This is a genomic window from Streptacidiphilus carbonis, from assembly GCF_000787775.1.
Taxonomy (GTDB): domain Bacteria; phylum Actinomycetota; class Actinomycetes; order Streptomycetales; family Streptomycetaceae; genus Streptacidiphilus; species Streptacidiphilus carbonis.
Genome location: NZ_BBPM01000013.1, coordinates 123,696 through 139,961, shown reverse-complemented (window position 1 = coordinate 139,961; position 16,266 = coordinate 123,696). Strand labels below are relative to the sequence as shown.

Genomic DNA, 16,266 nt, shown 5'->3' with positions numbered 1-16,266 from the left:
CTGGAGTAGGGTTTGGCCCGCATAAACATCCAAACCCTGCCCGCTGACCGGGCCGCCGGGACCACAGTTACCCGGGTGGCGCGTGAGCGGGCGAGACTTCGGGAAGGCGCTACGTGAGTCCCAACGGCTCCGACCGCTCGCCGCGGCGCTCGATGCGGCGGAAGCTGCTCTCAGCGCTGACGCTGGGCCTCGTCCTTGCCACCGCCACCGGCTGCTCGTCCTCGCAACTGCCTCGGCTCGGCCTGCCCACTCCGCGTGACGAGCAGGGCAAGACGGTCCTCTTCATCTGGCAGAGCTCGTGGATCGCGGCGCTGGCGGTCGGTGTCCTCGTCTGGGGGCTGATCCTGTGGAGCGTGTTCTTCCACCGGCGCAGCCGCACCAAGATCGAGGTGCCGCAGCAGTTCCGGTACAACATGCCGGTCGAGGCACTGTTCACCGTGGTCCCGCTGATCATGGTGTCGGTCTTCTTCGTCTACACCGCGCGCGACGAGGACTACCTCCTCAAGACCCCGACGCCGGCCACCACGGTGAACGTCGTCGGCTTCCAGTGGAGCTGGGCGTTCAACTACAACCACACCGTCACCAACAAGAGCCAGGGCGACGTGGCCGGTGACGACGGTGGCGCCTACGACGTCGGCACCCCGGGCACGCCGCCCACGCTGTGGCTCCCGCAGGGGGAGAAGGTCGAGTTCGACCTCACCTCGCGTGACGTCATCCACGGCTTCTGGCCGGTCGACTTCCTGATGAAGATGGACGTCATCCCGGGTGTGGTGAACAAGTTCGAGGTGACGCCCACCCAGCTCGGCACCTTCCGCGGGAAGTGCACCGAGCTCTGCGGCGTCGACCACTCGCAGATGCTGTTCAACGTCAAGGTGGTCACCCCGGCCGAGTACGACGCGCACATCGCCGAGCTTCGCGCCAAGGGCCAGAAGGGCTTCGTGCCCGCGGGCATCACGACCACCGGAGCGGACAACGCCAAATGACGATCCTCAACGAACCCCAGGGTCTCAGCGGTGGTAGTACCGCCACCGTCGGCCGGAAGAGCGCGCTGGAGCGCAAGTCCGGGACCCAGGTCATCAAGTGGATGACCACCACGGACCACAAGACCATCGGCACGCTGTACCTGGTCACCTCGTTCGCGTTCTTCATCATCGGCGGCATCCTGGCGCTGACGATGCGTGCCCAGCTGGCACAGCCGAACGGCTCGGTCCTGACGAACGAGCAGTTCAACCAGGCGTTCACCATGCACGGCACGATCATGCTGCTGATGTTCGCCACCCCGCTGTTCGCCGGCTTCACCAACTGGATCATGCCGCTGCAGATCGGCGCGCCCGACGTGGCGTTCCCGCGGCTGAACATGTTCGCCTACTGGCTGTACCTGTTCGGCTCGCTGATCGCGGTGGGCGGCTTCCTCACCCCGCAGGGTGCGGCCGACTTCGGCTGGTTCGCCTACTCGCCGCTGTCCGACGCGATCCACTCGCCGAGTGTCGGCGCCGACATGTGGATCATGGGTCTGGCGCTGTCCGGCTTCGGCACCATCCTCGGCTCGGTCAACTTCATCACCACGATCCTGTGCATGCGTGCCCCCGGCATGACCATGTTCCGGATGCCGATCTTCGTGTGGAACGTGCTGCTCACCGCGGTGCTGGTGCTGCTGGCCTTCCCCGTCCTGGCCGCCGCGCTGCTGGCGCTGGAGGCGGACCGCAAGTTCGGTGCGCATGTCTTCGACCCCGCCAACGGCGGGCCGATCCTCTGGCAACACCTCTTCTGGTTCTTCGGCCATCCAGAGGTGTACATCATCGCGCTGCCGTTCTTCGGGATCATCTCCGAGATCGTCCCGGTATTCTCGCGCAAGCCGATGTTCGGCTACCAGAGCCTGATCGCGGCGACCATCGCCATCGCCGGCCTCTCCGTCACCGTGTGGGCCCACCACATGTACGTGACCGGTGCGGTGCTGCTGCCGTTCTTCTCCTTCATGACGTTCCTCATCGCGGTGCCCACCGGGGTGAAGTTCTTCAACTGGATCGGCACCATGTGGCGCGGCTCGCTGAGCTTCGAGACGCCGATGCTGTGGACCGTCGGCTTCCTGGTGACCTTCCTCTTCGGTGGTCTGACGGGTGTTCTGCTCGCCTCCCCGCCGATCGACTTCCACGTCTCGGACTCCTACTTCGTGGTGGCGCACTTCCACTACGTGGTGTTCGGCACGGTCGTCTTCGCGATGTTCGCGGGCTTCCACTTCTGGTGGCCCAAGATGACCGGCAAGATGCTGGACGAGCGTCTGGGCAAGATCACCTTCTGGATGCTGTTCGTCGGCTTCCACACCACCTTCCTGGTGCAGCACTGGCTGGGCGCCGAGGGCATGCCGCGTCGCTACGCGACCTACCTGCCCACCGACGGTTTCACCACGCTGAACCTGATCTCCACCATCGGGTCGTTCATCCTCGGCGCCTCGATGCTGCCGTTCTTCTACAACGTGTGGAAGACCGCCAAGTACGGCAAGAAGGTCGACGTCGACGACCCGTGGGGCTACGGCCGCTCGCTGGAGTGGGCGACCTCCTGCCCGCCGCCGCGGCACAACTTCCTCACCCTGCCGCGGATCCGCTCCGAGTCCCCGGCGTTCGACCTGCACCACCCGGAGATCGCGGCCCAGGACTACCTGGAGAACCACGGCGAGGTGCCGCCGCACCTGGTCGCCGCACTGGAGGCAGCCGCTGCCGACACCGAGAAGGAGGCGGGTGACCGATGAGGGAACAGGGCAAGATCTTCGCTGGCTTCGCCGTCTTCGTCCTCGGCATCGCGATCTGGTACGGCATCTGGTCCAAGGACCCGACCGGCACCACGGCGCTGTTCATGGCCTTCGGGCTGGGTGGGTTCATCGCCTTCTACCTGCTGTTCACCGCCAAGCGGGTGGACACCGGGGCCGGTGACAACCCCAAGGCCGAGGTGTCCGACGACGCCGGCGTGCAGGGCTTCTTCAGCCCGCACAGCTGGATGCCGCTGTCCCTGGGCATCGGCGGGGCGCTGATGTTCAGCGGTGTGATTTTCGGCTGGTGGCTGATGTACTTCTCCGCCCCCATCCTGCTGATCGGCATCTTCGGCTGGGTCTTCGAGTACTACCGGGGCGAGAACCAGACGCAGTGACGTCCTCCCCCTGAAGGGGCGGCAGACCGTTTCACACGGTCTGCCGCCCCTTTTCGTCGCCCCGGAGAACCGTCGTCACCCGTTGGGGCGCTGCGAGTGGGTGAAATGACTGGACTCTTCCTAGTATGTGACGGTACGTCGACTCACGGCGCATCGGAAGGACAGCGGCATGAGGGCTCGGGCTCGGGTACTGGCAAAGACAGCGGCAGTGGTGGCGATGGTGACCGGACCGCTGATGCTGTGCGGGTGCGGCGGCGGCTCCGGCGGCCTCGGCCAGGAGACCTCAGTGGATGCGGCCGGGCTGGTCAGCCTCAGTCCGTCCGGACGGACCGTGGACCCGGCCGCGCCGGTCGTGGTGACCGCCGCGCACGGGCAGCTCACCGATGTGGTGGTCGCGGACGCCGCCGGGCGCAGGCTGGCCGGGGCGATCGCCGCCGACGACCGCAGCTGGCGCTCCAGCGCCCCGCTGAGCGCGGGGGAGCTGTACACCGTGCGGATCAGCGCCGACAACGGCGCCGGCGGGCGCGGCACCACCGTCCAGCAGTTCGCCACCAGGCCGGCGCCGAAGACCCTGACTGTGAAGCTCACACCGGGCGACAAGGGCGTCTACGGGGTCGGCGAGCCGATCACCGCGACCCTCAGCACCCCCGTGCACGACCAGGCCGCCAGGAAGGCCGTGGAGCGCGGCCTGACGGTCGACTCCACCCCCTCGGTGCAGGGCGGCTGGTACTGGGTGGACGACAGCACCCTGCACTTCCGTCCCAGGACCTTCTGGCCCGCCCACGCGGTCGTCAGCGCCGCCTTCGCCATGCCGGGCCTGCCGGTCGGCTCCGGCCTGTACGCCGGGGCGCCCAGCCGGACCTCCTTCAGCACCGGGGACAAGGTGCTCGCCATCACCGACGCCGGCACCGACCAGCTGACCTTCTACCGCAACGACAAGGTGGTCAACACCCTGCCGATCACCACCGGGAAGCCCGGGTTCGCCACCCGCAGCGGCTACAAGGTGGTCCTGGAGCGGTCGCCGGTGGTGCTGATGGACTCCACCACCATCGGCATCCCGGCCGGCAGCTCCGAGTCGTACCACCTGGTGGTGCGCTGGGACACCAGGGTCACCTGGAGCGGCGAGTACCTCCATGCCGCTCCCTGGTCGGTGGGCTCACAGGGGGTCTCCAACGTCAGCCACGGCTGCACCGGGATGAGCACCGACGACGCGCACTGGTTCTACGACAACGTCAGGCCCGGCGACGTGGTCCAGGTCGTCAACAGCGGCGGCCACCAGATGGAGGACTTCAGCAACGGCTTCGGCGACTGGAACCTCTCCTGGAGCGACTGGCTCAAGGGCAGCGCGCTGGGCGAACCGGTCGACACCGGCTCGGCGACCGCGCGCACCGCGGGCCCCACGGGGTATCTCCGCCCGCAGGCCTAGGGGCTTCCGAGCGTTCCCGACCGTTCTCGGCTGCGGGGAACCTCCGAAAAGACCCTACGCGCACGCACGTTCGCCTGAACAATGGGCGGCGGCATGCCACCTGGCCTTTCTGGAGGGGAACTCCGTTGTCCGAGAGCGCGACCGCGGTCCGAACATCCCAGCAAGTCGTCGGGACGACGCCGGGGCAGTCGAGATTCGTGCTGCCCGTCGTCCTGGTCGGTACCTTCATGGCGATCCTCGACGTCGCCATCGTGAATGTCGCCATCCCCTCGATCCGCAGCGGCCTGCACGCCGGCTTCGGTGCGGTCGAGCTGGTGGTCTCCGGCTACACCATCGCCTATGCGGCCCTGCTGGTCACCGGGGGGCGGCTGGGCGACATCGTCGGCCGCAAGCACATGTTCGTGGCCGGTCTGCTGGTCTTCTCGGCCGCCTCCGCGCTGTGCGGGGCGGCGCCCACCATCGACGTGCTGATCGTCGCCCGGGTGCTCCAGGGCATGGGCGGGGCGATGCTCTACCCGCAGGTGCTGGCGATCATCCAGACCAGCTACGAGGGCCAGGCCAGGGTCAAGGCGCTGGGCACCTTCGGCGCGGTCATCGGCATCGCCTCCATCGCCGGGCAGCTGATCGGCGGCGGCCTGCTGGCCGCGAACCTGTTCGGCTGGACCTGGCGGCCGGTCTTCCTGGTGAACGTCCCGATCGGGCTGCTGGCGGTCGCCGCCGCCCTGGTCTGGCTGCCCAGGGACGAGCCCAGCGCCCGCACCAGGCTGGACCTCGGCGGCGTCGGCCTGGTCACGCTGTTCCTGCTGCTGCTGTCGGTGCCGCTGCTGATCGGTCGCGACCAGGGCTGGCCCGCCTGGCTGCTGGTCTGCCTGGTCGCCGCGCTGCCGGCCGGCTATGCCTTCGTCCAGTACGAGCGCCGGCTCGGCAGCCGGGAGGGCGGGCAGCCGCTGGTGCGGCTGGACCTGTTCCGCAACCGCAGCTTCGCCAGCGGGGTGCCGATCGCCCTGCTGTTCATGGCCTCCTACGCCGGCTTCCTGTTCACCCTCGCGGTCTATCTGCAGACCGGCCTGGGCTTCTCGCCGATCGACTCGGCGATGGTCTACACACCGTCAGCCCTCGGCTTCTTCATCACCTCGCTGCGGGCGCCGCGACTGGTGCCGGTGCTCGGCCGGCATGTGCTGACCCTGGGCTATGTGGTGGCCGCACTGGGCCTGCTGGCGACGGCGGCCACCGCCTACACCGCGGGGGCCTCGCTGACCGTGTGGACGCTGGCGCCGACGCTGCTGATCACCGGCCTGGGCCAGGGCCTGGGGATGAGCCCGCTGGTCGGCACCATCATCTCCGGCGTTCCGCCCAAGGACGCCGGATCGGGTTCCGGCATCGTCACCACGACCATGCAGACCGCCAATGTGCTCGGGGTGGCGCTGTTCGGGCTGGTCTTCTTCAACCTGGTCGGGCAGTCCGCGCCGGGGAAGGCGTACGCCACCGCCTTCTCCGAGGTGCTGCCGATCTCGGCGGGGCTGCTGCTGGTCGCGGCGCTGCTGGTGTTCCGGCTGCCGCACACGCCGGGGCAGCCGTCCAACGCGCTGATCGAGCGGCTGCCGGGCTGGGCGGCCGGGTTCGCCATGTCGATGTTCCTGTCCACCGGCGGACGGATGGGCGACACCCTGCTCACCGACCTGCTCGGCCGGATCAAGTCGACCCGGCTGGAACGGGCCGCGGAGGCCCCGGACGCACTCGGCGACTTCCTGGCCTACCACTACCACGAGCACGAGGCGGGGGACGGCTCCTGGCTCGGCTACCTGCAGCGGGAGGCGCTCGCGTACGGGGACCGGACCGTCCCGCACGAGGAGGAGCGGCAGCCGGTGATCCAGGCGCAGGTGGAGGAGATCCGACGGCGCCAGGAGGCCGGGCTGATCAACCCGCACTGCGATCCGGAGCTGTTCCGGCTGCTGGCGTTCGCGCTGGGGAGCTATCCGTCCCTGCTCCCGCAGATCACCAGGATGGCGACCGGTCTCAGCCCGCACGACCCGGAGTTCGTGGCCCGCTGGGAGAGGTTCCTGCACCACATCGGCGCCCAGCTGGAGTTCAGCGAGGGCTGAACCGGCGTCAGCACCCCGAAGGGCCCCTCCCGCAGTGCGGGAGGGGCCCTTCGGGGTGCTGCGGGTGCCGTGGAGCGGAGATCAGTGGTGGCCGTGGCCGCTGGTGATCTCGGCGTGCTCCTCCGGGGTCGGCTTGGGGATCTGCGCCGCCTCGCCGAAGTAGCTCTGCGAGAGCTTGGCGCGGGTCCTCGTCAGCAGCGAGACCTTGCGCTTGACGCCGTTCTCGTCCACCTCGGCGGGCAGCTCCATCGGCTGGAACTGCTCGTGCGCGGTGATGGTGTGCAGCGCCTCCGGGGAGAGCTGGGCGTGCACCTCGATGAACTCACCGTGCGGCAGCCGCTTGATGGTGCCGGTCTCCCGGCCGTGCAGGACCTTGTCCCGGTCGTTGCGCTGCAGACCGATGCACCAGCGCTTGGTGATGGTGAAGGCGATCACCGGGCCGACGAAGAAGAGGATCCGGCAGGCCCAGGTGATGGTGTTGATCGACAGGTTGAAGTGCGTGGCGAACAGGTCGTTGCCACCCGCGATCAGCAGGATGATGTACTCCGTGATCCAGGCCACGCCGAACGCGGTGCGCATCGGCGCGTTGCGCGGGCGGTCCAGGATGTGGTGCTCGCGCTTGTCGCCGGTGATCCACCCCTCCAGGAAGGGGTAGACCGCGATCACGATCATCACCAGGCCGAAGATCATCAGCGGGATGAAGACGCCGAGGACCAGGGTGTGGCCCCAGGCTCTGATCTCCCAGCCCGGCATGATGCGGATCAGGCCCTCGGAGAAGCCCATGTACCAGTCCGGCTGGGCGTCGGTGGACACCTGGTCGGGGCGGTAGGGGCCGTAGGCCCAGATCGGGTTGACCGAGGCGATCGCCGAGACCATCGCGATGACACCGAAGACCAGGAAGAAGAAGCCTCCCGCCTTGGCCATGTAGACCGGCATCAGCGGCATGCCGATGACGTTCTTCTCGGTGCGGCCGGGGCCCGCGAACTGGGTGTGCTTGTGGTAGAAGACCAGGATCAGGTGGGCCACCAGCAGGCCCAGCATGATGCCCGGGATCAGCAGCACGTGGATGGTGTAGAAGCGCGGGATGATGTCGTTGCCGGGGAACTGGCCCCCGTACAGGAACATCGCGATGTAGGTGCCGACGATCGGCATCGACAGGATCGCGCCCTCCATGAAGCGGATACCCGTGCCGGACAGCAGGTCGTCCGGGAGGGAGTAGCCCATGAAGCCGTCGAACATGCCCAGGAAGAGCAGCAGGAAGCCGAACAGCCAGTTGATCTCGCGGGGCTTGCGGAACGCGCCGGTGAAGAAGACGCGCATCATGTGCACCAGCATGGCCGCCACGAAGACGATGGCCGCCCAGTGGTGGATCTGACGGATCAGCAGGCCGCCGCGGACGTCGAAGCTGATGTCCAGGGTCGACTTGTAGGCCTCCGACATGCGGATGCCGTTCAGCGGGGTGTAGGAGCCGTGGTAGACGACCTCACCCATGCTGGGGGTGAAGAACAGCGTCAGGTAGACGCCGGTGAGGATGATGATGATGAAGCTGTAGAGGCAGATCTCGCCGAGCATGAAGGACCAGTGGTCCGGGAAGATCTTCCGCAGGTTGGCCTTGGCCAGACCGTAGACGCCGAGTCGGCCGTCGACCCAGTCCGCGGCCTTCTCGCCGATGTGGGCCTGGTCGACGCCGGCCTCGCTGTGGCCGACCTGGTGGTCGTCGTGGTCGCCGACCGATGTGGGTTCCGCGTGAGTGGTCATGGTTAGCTGCGCTCCCAGAAGCCGGGGCCGACGGGCTTGCTGAAGTCGCCGAGCGCCTCGAGGTAGCCGTCGCCGTTGACCGAGATCTGCAGCTGCGGCAGGGGGTGCCCGGCCGGGCCGAAGATCACTCGGCCGCCGTCGGAGAGGTCGAAGGTCGACTGGTGGCACGGGCAGAGGACGTGGTGCGTCTGCTGCTCGTAGAGGCTGATCGGGCAGCCGACGTGGGTGCAGATCTTGGAGTAGCAGAGGACGCCCTCGTAGCCCCAGCCTGCGGACGCCTTGTCCTTGATGTCACCGGGCTGCATCCGGACCAGCATCACCGCGGCCTTGGCGATGACCTCCTGGAAGTTCTCGTCGCTCTCCTCCACGCCTTCCGGCTTGGCGAAGGTCAGCGAGCCCACCGTGATGTCCGAGGCCTTCATCGGCTCGTTGGTGTTCATGTTGACCAGGCGCTTGCCCTTGGCCCACTCGGTGGAGTCGAGCTTCTTCTCCGGCAGCGGACCGAGGTCGCGGAACAGCACCACCGCGGACAGCGGGACCATCGCCATGGCGCCGATCATCGTGTTGCGGATCAGCTTGCGACGGCCGAAGCCGCTCTCCTTGGCACCCTGGCGGAAGTCGGCGAAGACCTGCTCGCGGACCTCGGGGGTGGCCTCGATCGGGTGGCGCTCGGCGATGTGCTCCTCGTCCGACATCAGCGTGCGGGCCCAGTGGACCGCGCCGGCGCCGATGGCGAACAGCGAGACGCCGAGGGTCATGCCCAGCGAGAAGTTGAGCCTGCTGATGTGGCCCAGCGGGAAGATGTAGACCGTGTTCCCGGTCTCCGGCCCCGGCTTGAAGAGCACATAGGACGCGATGAAGCCGATCGTCGCGACCATCGAGAGCAGGAACCACATCGCCACCTGGCGCTCCGCCCTCGCGGCGGCGTGCTCGTCGATGTCGGTACGGCGGTGCTCGTGGGGCGGCAGCCCCGGATCGGCGAAGGCGTCGCCGTGGACGGCGAGCTCTCCGCCGTGGGCCCCGTGGGCCTCCGGCAGGTGTTCTTCAGACATGTTGTCCTGGCTCGTCATGACTTCTTGGCCTTGGGGGTGCGGGCGGCGATCCAGATCGCGATACCGATCAGGGCGCCCAGCGCGAAGATCCAGCCGAACAGGCCCTCGGTCACCGGGCCGAGTGCGCCCAGGGTCAGACCGCCGTAGCTGGGGTTCTTCGCCGGGTTGGTGGTGCGCTGCACGTAGGCGATGATGTCCTGCTTGTTCTGCTGGGACAGGGTGCTTTCCGGGAAGGACGGCATGTTCTGCGGGCCGGTGAGCATGGCCTCGTAGAGGTGCTTGGCGCTCACGCCGTCCAGCGAGGGCGCGTACTTGCCCTCGGACAGCGCGCCGCCGGAACCGGCGAAGTTGTGGCACTGCGCGCAGTTGGTACGGAACAGCTCTCCACCCTTGGCGACGTCGCCCGCGGCGTTGTACTGCTCAGCCGTGGGGATCGACGGGCCGGCACCGAGGGAGGCCACGTAGGCGGCCAGCTCGTTGATCTCGTCCTGGGTGTAGATCACCTTCTTGGCGGGGACCTGCGCACCGGGCTGCTGGGCCGGCATACGGCCGGTGCCCACCTGGAAGTCCACGGAGGCGGAGCCCACACCCACCAGGCTGGGGCCGTCCTTCGTCCCTTCGCCGCTGAGAGCGTGGCAGCTGGAGCAGCCCACGGCGAACAGCTTCTTGCCCTGCTCGATCTGCAGGGACTGGCTGCTGTCGGCCTGGGCGCTGCCGGCCGGCGCGAACGCCGCGTACAGCCCCCCGGTCGTCGCCAGCGCAAAGAGTAGGACGACGAGCGCTGCCAGCGGGTGGCGCCGTCGTGCGGAGAGCTTTTTCACGGATTAACCCCGGTGTGAGGATCTGGAGCGTCTGGAGTCTGGTTGACCGTCAGGTCGGTCTGTGGGGACCGCCCGGCGGTGTGCCGAGAGGACGGTCCGACCCTGGCCTACTTGATCAGATAAATGGTCGCGAAGAGGCCGATCCAGACCACGTCGACGAAGTGCCAGTAGTAGGACACGACGATCGCCGCCGTGGCCTGCTCGTGCGTGAACCGCTTGGCGGCGTACGTACGGCCGAGGACCAGCAGGAAGGCGATCAGACCACCCGTCACGTGCATGCCGTGGAAGCCGGTGGTCAGGTAGAACACCGAACCGTAGGGGCCCGAGGACAGGGACAGGTGGTCGTGCCTGACCAGGTCCGTGTACTCGAAGATCTGACCGCCGATGAACATCGCACCCATGATGAAGGTGACGATGAACCAGGCCCTGAGCTTCTTCACGTCGCCGCGCTCGGCGGCGAAGACACCCATCTGGCAGGTGAAGGAGGAGAGCACCAGGATCGTGGTGTTCACCGACGCGAAGGGAACGTTGAGGGCTTCGTTGATTGAGTGCCAGTACTCCGTCCCGGTCACCGAGCGGAGTGTGAAGTACATCGCGAAGAGGGCCGCGAAGAACATCAGCTCGGAAGCCAGCCAGACGATGGTTCCGACGCTGACCAGATTCGGCCGGTTGACCGATCCGTGTGCGTGCCCGGTATCTACTGCAGTTGCTGTCGCCACGACGGTCATTATGTCGGTCGCTTATTCCGTCTTCACTCCGGGGGGTGTTCCTCGGTGTGTCCGGCTGGTGACGTACCCTCCGGCGGTGGTCGCACCCCTGACGACCTCGCAGGTAGCCCGGATGGCCGGGGGCAGGGTCCGGCGGCCCCGCGCGCGACAGGCCGCCGGGTCCCTCGAAATGGTGAAGCCTGAACGGCCGGACGGCGCTCGGCCCGGAGGCCCCGCGCTGCGGGCGCGGAGCCGGGGCCGGAGCCGGGGCCGGAACCGTCCCGATCTTCCCGGTGCGCACCGGTGCTGATCGGGGTAGGAGCGGAGTAGCATCCGCCACGAGCCGAAGTGACGCCGGTCACTCACATGCCTGACCACCTCCCAGGGGGATACGGACCATGGCACTGAACGTTCTTGTCTACAGCGACGACCGCAATACGCGCGAGCAGGTCCTGCTGGCGCTCGGACACCGTCCGGCGGCGGACCTGGCCGAGCTCCAGTACCTGGAGTGCGCCACCGCGCCCGCCGTACTGAAGGCGCTGGACGCCCATGCCAAGGGCGGTCGGCGGCTGGACCTGCTGGTGCTGGACGGCGAGGCCACCCCGGTCGGCGGGATGGGGCTGTGCCGGCAGCTGAAGGACGAGGTCTACGGCTGCCCGCCGGTGCTGGTCCTGATCGGTCGCCCGCAGGACTCCTGGCTCGCCGGTTGGAGCCGCGCCGACGCGGCCATCGCCGCGCCGGTGGACCCGGCAGGCCTCGCCGAGACCGCGGTGACGCTGCTCCGCAGCGATCGGAACCATCTCGTCGGCTGAGATCTTCCACTCGGCGGTCTGCATGGTCGCTAGGCTGGGCCTCTCCCTATCTACTCCACCGAGAGGCCCAGGCCATGGCGAACGTGATTCCTGCGAACGGCGGCGGCGACCCCGTGCAGGCGCGGTCCTGGCCGGACCTCCTGAGCGCGCTGATCGCCGGTACCGACCTGTCGGCCGACGAGACCGCCTGGGCGATGGACCGGATCATGACCGGGGAGGCCTCGCCGATCCAGGTGGCCGGCTTCCTGGTGGGCCTGCGGGCCAAGGGCGAGACCGTGGACGAGATCGCCGGCCTGGTCGACTCCATGTACGCGCACGCCACGGTGATAGAGGTGCCCGGCCGGGCCGTGGACATCGTGGGCACCGGCGGTGACCGGGCCAAGACCGTCAACATCTCCACCATGTCGGCGATCGTCGCGGCCGGGGCCGGCGCGCTGGTGGTCAAGCACGGCAACCGGGCCGCGTCCTCCGCCAGCGGGGCGACCGATGTGCTGGAGAAGCTGGGCGTCGATCTGGAGCTGTCGCCGGCCCGGGTCGCCGAGGTCGCCGTCGAGGCCGGGATCACCTACTGCCCGGCGCCGGTGTTCCACCCCTCCATGCGGCACGCCGGACCGGCCCGCGTCGGCCTCGGCGTCCCGACCGCGTTCAACCTGCTGGGCCCGCTCACCAATCCGGCCCGGGTCGGCGCCAACGCCGTGGGCTGCTTCGACACCAGGATGGCCGGCCTGATCGCCGGCGTGCTGGCCCGGCGCGGCGCCTCCGCGCTGGTGTTCCGGGGCGACGACGGCCTGGACGAACTCACCGTCACCGGGACCTCCACGGTGTGGCAGGTCCGCAACGGCGACGTCGAGCGGATCAGTTTCGACCCGCAGGACGTGGGCATCGCCCATGCCGGCATCGAGGCGCTGCGCGGGGCCGACTCCAGCTACAACGCCGAGGTGGCCCGCCGGGTGCTGGCCGGCGAGCAGGGACCGGTCAGGGACGCGGTGCTGCTGAACTCGGCCTCGGCCCTGGTCGCCCTGGACCAGACCGAGGCACCGCTGGCCGAGCAGCTGGCGGCGGCGATGAAGCGCACCGCGGAGTCCATCGACTCGGGCGCGGCCGCGGCGACGCTGGCCCGCTGGGCTGCGGCGACGCACAAATAGGTCCATATGCCGGACGGGGGTTCGCCCACAGGGCGGACCTCTGGCATAGTTCTCAGCAGGTCACGAGTGACAGCGACGCGGTTGATCCGACCGCAACGGCCCCGGCTTGCTGTCCGGCAACCCTCCGTCCGTGGCGGGGTGCCTCCGGGTGACGACCAGGCCCTTCGGAACATCGCCGCGGGGCAAGCGCGGATCCCCTTTGATCAGGCCTTGCGCCAGGGATCCACTGGATGCCCTGGAGGGGTCTGTGTCGGCGTACCCGAAAACTTCCGTCAGTGTCTGCCAGCCGCTGTCCGTGCTCGGCCGCGATGTCGAGGTCCCGCTGGTCAGCGGGGCGAAGGTGACCTACGCCGCGCTCGACTACGCCGCCAGCGCGCCGGCCCTGCAGCGGGTGTGGGACGACGTCGCCGCCTACGCCCCCTACTACGGCAGCGTGCACCGCGGCGCCGGCTACCTCTCGCAGCTGTCCACCGACCTGTTCGAGCAGAGCCGGGCCACCGTCGCCGAGTTCCTGGACCTGCGCGAGGACGACCAGGTGGTGTTCACCCGGGCCACTACCGACTCGCTGAACCTGCTGGCGGGCGTGCTGCCGACCGGGACCAGGGTGTTCGCCTTCGAGACCGAGCACCACGCCTCGCTGCTGCCCTGGCGCAAGCACGACCTGGCGGTCACCTATCTGCGTGCCCCGCGCTCCCCGGAGCAGGCGGTCGCGGCGCTGGACGAGGCGCTCGCGGCCGGCGGCGAGGGCCCCAAGCTGGTGTGCGTCACCGGCGCCTCCAATGTCACCGGGGAGATCTGGCCGGTCCGCGAGCTCGCCGGGACCGCGCACCGGCACGGCGCGCGGATCGTCCTGGACGCCGCCCAGTTGGCCCCGCACCACCCGGTCTCGGTCCGCGAGCTGGACGTCGACTGGGTCGCCTTCTCCGGGCACAAGCTCTACGCCCCCTTCGGTGCGGGCGTGCTGGCCGGCCGCAGCGACTGGCTGGACGAGGCCGAGCCCTATCTGGCCGGCGGCGGCGCCAGCCGCACCGTGGCCAGGGAGACCGACGGCTCGGTGGCGGTGGAGTGGCACCGGGGTCCGCAGCGGCACGAGGCCGGCTCGCCGAACGTCATCGGCGCCTACGCCGTCGCCTCCGCTTGCCGGGCTCTCACCGAGGCCGGGTTCGACTCCCTGGTGGCCCGCGAGCAGTACCTGATCGACCGTCTGCGGACCGGGCTGGCCGGGATTCCGCAGGTCAGGGTGCTCACCCTGTTCGGCGACGAGCACCCGCGGGTGGGCGTGCTGTCCTTCGTCGTCCAGGACTGGAACAGCTCGCACTTCTCCGCGGCGCTCTCCGCGGAGTACGGCATCGGGGTGCGGGACGGCCTGTTCTGCGCGCATCCGCTGGTGCGGACCCTGCTCGGCGGGGAGACGGCTGCGCCGTCCGAGTGCGGGGCGCCGGAGGCGTCGCTGCCGGGGGAGCGGAGCCTCAATGCCATCCGGGTGAGCTTCGGCGCGGGCACACCGGACGAGCATGTCGACCGCTTTGTGGAGGCGGTGCGGGAGCTGGTCACCGACGGTGCGCAGTGGGCCTACCGGACCGAGGGCGGGCGCTGTGTGCCGGACACCCGTCGGGGGTAGAGGCTGCCAGTCGCAGACCCCCAGGGGTGCGGGGAACTGCGCGACAAACCATGCACAGCCCGCACCTAGTCCTCAAGGCCCAGGGCGAAGGCGGCGTCCAGGTCGTGGCGGGAGTAGGTGCGGAAGGCGATGTGGGTCTCGGTGGACTCCACCCCGGGGACCTTGTTCACCTGCCCCGGGATGACTTCGGCCAGCTCCTCGTGGGCGCGCACCCGCACCATCGCCACCAGGTCGTGCTGTCCGGTCACCGAGTACACCTCGGTGACGCCGTCGATCGCGGCGATCGACTCGGCGATCTCGGGGATCCGGTCGACGGTGGTCTTGATGAGCACGATCGCGGTGATCACGGGGGGTCTCCTGGGAGTACGGCGACGTTCGTCGGATCAGCGTAGCCGCGCCCGCGGCGGTACAGCAGCCAGGCGAAGAGGAAGCCGCCGGCGAAACCGATCAGATGGGCCGTGTACGCGACCCCGGTGACCGCGGCCGAGGGCACGCCGACCGAGGCCCACTGGATCGCGAACCACACCCCCAGCACCAGCCAGGCCGGGAACCGCAGCGGCAGGAACAGCAGGAACGGCAGCAGGCTGGTCACCCGGGCCCTGGGGTGCAGCCGCAGGTACGCGCCGAGGATGCCGGCGATCGCGCCGGACGCGCCGACCAGGGTCTGCGTCGCGCTGCCGGCGCCGGCGAACAGCGCGTAGCCGTAGGTCGCCAGATAGCCGAGGGCGACATAGCTGAGCAGGTAGGGCAGCCGCCCCATCCGCTCCTCGACCATCGCGCCGAAGACGTAGAGGAACAGCATGTTGCCCAGCAGGTGCAGCCAGCCGCCGTGGACGAACATCGCGGTCAGCACCGACAGGGCCGGGATCTTGGGGAAGCCGCCGTCCGGCGCCGGGCAGCCCGGGGTGGTGACCGCCGGGAGCGGCTGATTGTCCATCAGCTCGCTGGGGATCACCCCCCAGTGGTGGTAGTAGGCCAGTTCCGTGCAGGCACGGGCGTTCCCCCCGCCGTACAGCGGATCGAGTCCGGAGACCGGGCCCACCAGGAAGACCAGTACGCACGCGGCGATCAGCGCGTAGGTCACCAGCGGGACGAACGGTCGGGGGCCCCGGAGGGATGAATACGTCTGGCTTACCGGCCTCAGCATGGATAGAGCATTCCTTACCGGGGCAAATCTGACACCGGTTGTCCTGCCGTATCTGACCCTGACGGCGAGGCCATAGGGTTGTGCAGGTAGGAGTACCCGTCGCGAGAGGACCGCTCATGTCTGTTCCCCTTCCCACCGAGGGGACCCGGTGGCGCTGCACCCTGTGCGGCAACCTGACCCGCTTCGATGTGACCCGGTCCTCCCGAGTGGTCGAGTTCGTCCATCTGGACCTGGCCGGCGAGCCCCGGGTGGAGGAGCGCGAGGTGCTCAGCGAGTCCGTGGAGTCCGTGCGCTGCCGCTGGTGCAACGCGGTGGACCAGGTGGAACTGGTGGACCGTCCGGGCGCGGAGGCCGAGGCGGCCGCGCAGGCAGGGCGTACCCAGGCCTGAGGCTTGTGTGGCGCGGTGACGAGTAGGGGGGAGGGCGGGCGAGAATGGTTACTGCGGGCAGCAGCCCCGCAGGACCGGATCGGAGACAGCGGACGTGGTGCAGCATGACCGGGCGGAAGCCGCCGCGGGGCCTGCGGGCCCCGAC

At 69.0% G+C, this 16,266-nt stretch carries 15 protein-coding genes and 1 riboswitch; of the genes, 9 read left to right on the top strand and 6 right to left on the bottom strand.

From position 1 onward, the window contains the following. The first annotated feature begins 113 nt into the window (after positions 1 to 113). The 5 genes from ctaC to TR46_RS12940 all read left to right on the top strand — a co-directional run bounded on the left by ctaC (position 114) and on the right by TR46_RS12940 (position 6,669). Entirely contained in the window at positions 114 to 983 is an 870-nt protein-coding gene (ctaC, locus tag TR46_RS12960) for an aa3-type cytochrome oxidase subunit II (protein WP_042398881.1), read from the top strand. Then, entirely contained in the window at positions 980 to 2,746 is a 1,767-nt protein-coding gene (gene ctaD, locus TR46_RS12955) for an aa3-type cytochrome oxidase subunit I (RefSeq protein ID WP_042398878.1), read from the top strand. The genes ctaC and ctaD overlap by 4 nt, the downstream gene beginning before the upstream one ends. Beyond that, entirely contained in the window at positions 2,743 to 3,141 is a 399-nt protein-coding gene (locus TR46_RS12950) for a cytochrome c oxidase subunit 4 (RefSeq protein ID WP_042398875.1), read from the top strand. The genes ctaD and TR46_RS12950 overlap by 4 nt, the downstream gene beginning before the upstream one ends. A gap of 169 nt (positions 3,142 to 3,310) precedes the next feature. Further along, positions 3,311 to 4,567, top strand: coding sequence for a L,D-transpeptidase (locus TR46_RS12945; RefSeq protein WP_084718394.1), 1,257 nt, complete (start codon positions 3,311 to 3,313; stop codon positions 4,565 to 4,567). A 197-nt stretch (positions 4,568 to 4,764) separates the two neighbouring features. Next, the gene (locus TR46_RS12940; RefSeq protein WP_063770580.1) at positions 4,765 to 6,669 is read left to right on the top strand and encodes an MFS transporter; all 1,905 of its coding nucleotides are present in this window, start codon (positions 4,765 to 4,767) and stop codon (positions 6,667 to 6,669) included. An 81-nt stretch (positions 6,670 to 6,750) separates the two neighbouring features. Here TR46_RS12940 and qcrB read toward each other — a convergent pair whose 3' ends face one another. The 4 genes from qcrB to ctaE all read right to left on the bottom strand — a co-directional run bounded on the left by qcrB (position 6,751) and on the right by ctaE (position 11,028). After that, on the bottom strand, positions 6,751 to 8,427 hold the full coding sequence (gene qcrB, locus TR46_RS12935) for a cytochrome bc1 complex cytochrome b subunit (protein ID WP_084718392.1): 1,677 nt from the start codon (positions 8,425 to 8,427) through the stop codon (positions 6,751 to 6,753). A 2-nt stretch (positions 8,428 to 8,429) separates the two neighbouring features. Further along, complete coding sequence (gene qcrA, locus TR46_RS12930) at positions 8,430 to 9,497, bottom strand: cytochrome bc1 complex Rieske iron-sulfur subunit (RefSeq protein WP_042398872.1); 1,068 nt, start codon at positions 9,495 to 9,497, stop codon at positions 8,430 to 8,432. Then, positions 9,494 to 10,300: a cytochrome bc1 complex diheme cytochrome c subunit gene (qcrC, locus tag TR46_RS12925; RefSeq protein WP_042398868.1), complete on the bottom strand. Its 807-nt coding sequence runs from the start codon at positions 10,298 to 10,300 to the stop codon at positions 9,494 to 9,496. Before qcrC ends, qcrA begins: the two co-directional genes overlap by 4 nt. Positions 10,301 to 10,407: 107 nt before the next feature. Further along, positions 10,408 to 11,028, bottom strand: a complete 621-nt coding sequence (gene ctaE, locus TR46_RS12920) for an aa3-type cytochrome oxidase subunit III (RefSeq protein WP_042398865.1) — start codon at positions 11,026 to 11,028, stop codon at positions 10,408 to 10,410. 377 nt (positions 11,029 to 11,405) lie between these two features. On the opposite strand from ctaE, the gene TR46_RS12915 reads away from it, so the two are divergent. The 3 genes from TR46_RS12915 (at position 11,406) to TR46_RS12905 (ending at position 14,585) form a co-directional block, all read left to right on the top strand. Further along, entirely contained in the window at positions 11,406 to 11,819 is a 414-nt protein-coding gene (locus tag TR46_RS12915; protein ID WP_042398863.1) for a response regulator transcription factor, read from the top strand. A gap of 74 nt (positions 11,820 to 11,893) precedes the next feature. After that, complete coding sequence (gene trpD, locus TR46_RS12910) at positions 11,894 to 12,964, top strand: anthranilate phosphoribosyltransferase (RefSeq protein ID WP_042398859.1); 1,071 nt, start codon at positions 11,894 to 11,896, stop codon at positions 12,962 to 12,964. A gap of 58 nt (positions 12,965 to 13,022) precedes the next feature. Next, a riboswitch (SAM riboswitch) is annotated at positions 13,023 to 13,159 on the top strand. A 52-nt stretch (positions 13,160 to 13,211) separates the two neighbouring features. Then, complete coding sequence (locus TR46_RS12905) at positions 13,212 to 14,585, top strand: aminotransferase class V-fold PLP-dependent enzyme (protein WP_042398857.1); 1,374 nt, start codon at positions 13,212 to 13,214, stop codon at positions 14,583 to 14,585. A 65-nt stretch (positions 14,586 to 14,650) separates the two neighbouring features. On the opposite strand, the gene TR46_RS12900 is transcribed toward TR46_RS12905, so the two are convergent. Together TR46_RS12900 and TR46_RS12895 are read right to left on the bottom strand one after the other, a co-directional pair. Next, positions 14,651 to 14,932, bottom strand: coding sequence for an Lrp/AsnC family transcriptional regulator (locus tag TR46_RS12900; RefSeq protein WP_042398854.1), 282 nt, complete (start codon positions 14,930 to 14,932; stop codon positions 14,651 to 14,653). Further along, positions 14,929 to 15,732 (bottom strand): rhomboid family intramembrane serine protease, encoded by an 804-nt coding sequence (locus TR46_RS12895; RefSeq protein ID WP_063770579.1) that lies wholly within the window; start codon positions 15,730 to 15,732, stop codon positions 14,929 to 14,931. Before TR46_RS12895 ends, TR46_RS12900 begins: the two co-directional genes overlap by 4 nt. A gap of 116 nt (positions 15,733 to 15,848) precedes the next feature. On the opposite strand from TR46_RS12895, the gene TR46_RS12890 reads away from it, so the two are divergent. Next, positions 15,849 to 16,121, top strand: a complete 273-nt coding sequence (locus TR46_RS12890) for a hypothetical protein (RefSeq protein WP_042398848.1) — start codon at positions 15,849 to 15,851, stop codon at positions 16,119 to 16,121. Positions 16,122 to 16,266 lie beyond the last annotated feature (145 nt).

Excerpts from the sequence above, each read along its gene's own strand:
- ctaD (WP_042398878.1), top strand. The coding sequence starts at position 980 with ATGACGATCCTCAACGAACCCCAGGGTCTCAGCGGTGGTAGTACCGCC.
- TR46_RS12950 (WP_042398875.1), top strand. The coding sequence starts at position 2,743 with ATGAGGGAACAGGGCAAGATCTTCGCTGGCTTCGCCGTCTTCGTCCTC.
- TR46_RS12945 (WP_084718394.1), top strand. The coding sequence starts at position 3,311 with ATGAGGGCTCGGGCTCGGGTACTGGCAAAGACAGCGGCAGTGGTGGCG.
- qcrB (WP_084718392.1), bottom strand. The coding sequence starts at position 8,427 with ATGACCACTCACGCGGAACCCACATCGGTCGGCGACCACGACGACCAC.
- qcrA (WP_042398872.1), bottom strand. The coding sequence starts at position 9,497 with ATGACGAGCCAGGACAACATGTCTGAAGAACACCTGCCGGAGGCCCAC.
- ctaE (WP_042398865.1), bottom strand. The coding sequence starts at position 11,028 with ATGACCGTCGTGGCGACAGCAACTGCAGTAGATACCGGGCACGCACAC.
- TR46_RS12915 (WP_042398863.1), top strand. The coding sequence starts at position 11,406 with ATGGCACTGAACGTTCTTGTCTACAGCGACGACCGCAATACGCGCGAG.
- trpD (WP_042398859.1), top strand. The coding sequence starts at position 11,894 with ATGGCGAACGTGATTCCTGCGAACGGCGGCGGCGACCCCGTGCAGGCG.
- TR46_RS12895 (WP_063770579.1), bottom strand. The coding sequence starts at position 15,732 with ATGCTGAGGCCGGTAAGCCAGACGTATTCATCCCTCCGGGGCCCCCGA.
- TR46_RS12890 (WP_042398848.1), top strand. The coding sequence starts at position 15,849 with ATGTCTGTTCCCCTTCCCACCGAGGGGACCCGGTGGCGCTGCACCCTG.